The 1,980-nt window shown below is 67.6% G+C and carries 1 protein-coding gene and 2 tRNA genes; 2 read left to right on the top strand and 1 reads right to left on the bottom strand.

The window, feature by feature from the left end:
* Positions 1–35 precede the first annotated feature (35 nt).
* A tRNA-Gly gene (locus tag ACFU8Q_RS41210) sits at positions 36–109 on the bottom strand.
* Between the two features lie 166 nt (positions 110–275).
* On the opposite strand from ACFU8Q_RS41210, the gene ACFU8Q_RS41205 reads away from it, so the two are divergent.
* Positions 276–352: transfer RNA gene (locus tag ACFU8Q_RS41205), tRNA-Pro, on the top strand.
* Between the two features lie 169 nt (positions 353–521).
* The gene (gene tig, locus ACFU8Q_RS41200; RefSeq protein WP_384465268.1) at positions 522–1,937 is read left to right on the top strand and encodes a trigger factor; all 1,416 of its coding nucleotides are present in this window, start codon (positions 522–524) and stop codon (positions 1,935–1,937) included.
* The last annotated feature ends 43 nt before the right edge of the window (positions 1,938–1,980 follow it).

The raw sequence follows: 1,980 nt of genomic DNA, 5'->3' as shown, positions 1-1,980 counted from the left end.
GTCCGACGAGCAATTCGTCGGACCGGGCCCAGGCATGGAGCGGGCGACGGGAATCGAACCCGCGTAGCTAGTTTGGAAGACTAGGGCTCTACCATTGAGCTACGCCCGCAAGCAATGCACCGCAGGTCCGGGGACCGGCGGCACGAGAAGCATCGTAGCGGGTCGCGGGCGCTGTCCGCACACCCGATCGCGGTCACCCGGTGTCGCGTTCGGTGCGGCCCGTGCAAAGCGGCGGATGCACTGCCTGTCTGCATGTACCCTACGTGTCGCACCGACGGGGTGTGGCGCAGCTTGGTAGCGCGTCCGCTTTGGGAGCGGAAGGTCGTCGGTTCGAATCCGGCCACCCCGACCATCGGCAAGATCGCAGACCACCGGCAGGATCGCATTGTGGGAGTCCGTCTCCTTGCCGTTACTATGCAAAATGCGTGCCCGTGTGTCTGATCTGCCGGGCTCGGTCCGCGAAGCCGCCAACCGTGCGGCGGAGCAGAACCCCAAGAAGTCAGCCACAAGGAGACCGAACCGTGAAGAGCGCCGTGGAGACCCTGAACCCGACCCGGGTTCGGCTCACTGTCGAGGTGCCCTTCGAGGAGCTCAAGGACAGCCTCGACGCGGCGTACAAGAAGATCAACCAGCAGGTCACGGTGAAGGGCTTCCGCAAGGGCAAGATCCCTGCCCGGGTCATCGACCAGCGGTTCGGCCGCGGTGCGGTGCTGGAGGAGGCCGTCAACGACGCGCTCCCGAAGTTCTACACCGAGGCTGTCAACGAGGGTGAGCTCAACGTCCTCGGCCAGCCCGAGGTCGACATCACCGAGCTGAAGGACGGCGAACTGCTGGCCTTCACCGCCGAGGTTGACGTACGCCCCGAGATCGAGATTCCGGACTACTCCGGCATCGAGGTCACCGTCGACGCCCTCGAGGTCAGCGACGAGGACGTCGAGAAGGCCGTGGAGCAGCTCCGCGAGCGCTTCGCCTCCACCAACCCGGTCGAGCGCGCCGCCGCCGAGGGCGACGTCGTCACGATCGACCTGCAGGCCGAGGTCGACGGCGAGGTCCTGGAGGACGGCGTGGCCGAGGGTGTCTCGTACACCATCGGTTCCGGCGAGCTCCTCGACGGCATCGACGCCGCGGTCACCGGCCTGGAGGCGGGTGGCGAGGCCACCTTCACCTCCGAGCTGAAGGGCGGCTCGGCCGAGGGCAAGGAGGCCGAGGTCACCGTCAAGGTCACCGCCGTCGCCGCCCGTGAGCTCCCCGAGCTGGACGACGAGTTCGCTCAGATGGCGAGCGAGTTCGACACCCTCGACGAGCTGAAGGCGGACAGCCGCAAGCGCCTCGAGGACACCAAGCAGTACGAGCAGGCCACCCAGGCCCAGGAGCGCGTCCTGGACGAGCTGCTGAAGCTGGCCGAGGTCCCGATCCCGGAGAAGCTGCTCGCTGACGAGGTCCAGACCCGCAAGCACAACCTGGAGCACCACCAGCTCGGGCAGATGGGCCTGACCCTCGACAAGTACCTGGAGATCCAGGGCAAGACGGCCGAGGAGTTCGAGGCCGAGACCTCCGAGCAGGCGGTCAAGGGCATCAAGACCCAGTTCCTCCTGGACGAGATCGTCAACAAGGAGAAGCTGAACGTCAACCAGGAGGAGCTCACCGAGCACCTCATGCGGCGTGCCGCTTCCTCCGGCATGAGCCCGGACCAGTTCGCCCAGGCCGTCGTCGAGGGCGGCCAGGTGCCGATGCTCGTCGGCGAGGTCGCCCGCGGCAAGGCGCTGGCCGTGGTCGTCGAGGCCGCCAAGGTCGTCGACACCAACGGTGAGCCCGTCGAGCTGGAGGACGACGAGGAGGCCATCGAGACGGTCGAGGCCGCCGACGGCTCCGCCGAGACCGTTGCCGAGGCCGCCGAAGAGGCTGCCAAGGCCGCCGAGGAGAAGACCGAGGCCTGAGCCTCGCGCTGAACCCGCACGACGGGCTCCGGACGCTGTGCGT

It is taken from the genome of Streptomyces sp. NPDC057543 (assembly GCF_042801895.1).
In the GTDB taxonomy this organism is placed as follows: Bacteria; Actinomycetota; Actinomycetes; order Streptomycetales; family Streptomycetaceae; genus Streptomyces.
This window is presented reverse-complemented; position numbering and strand designations above follow the sequence as displayed.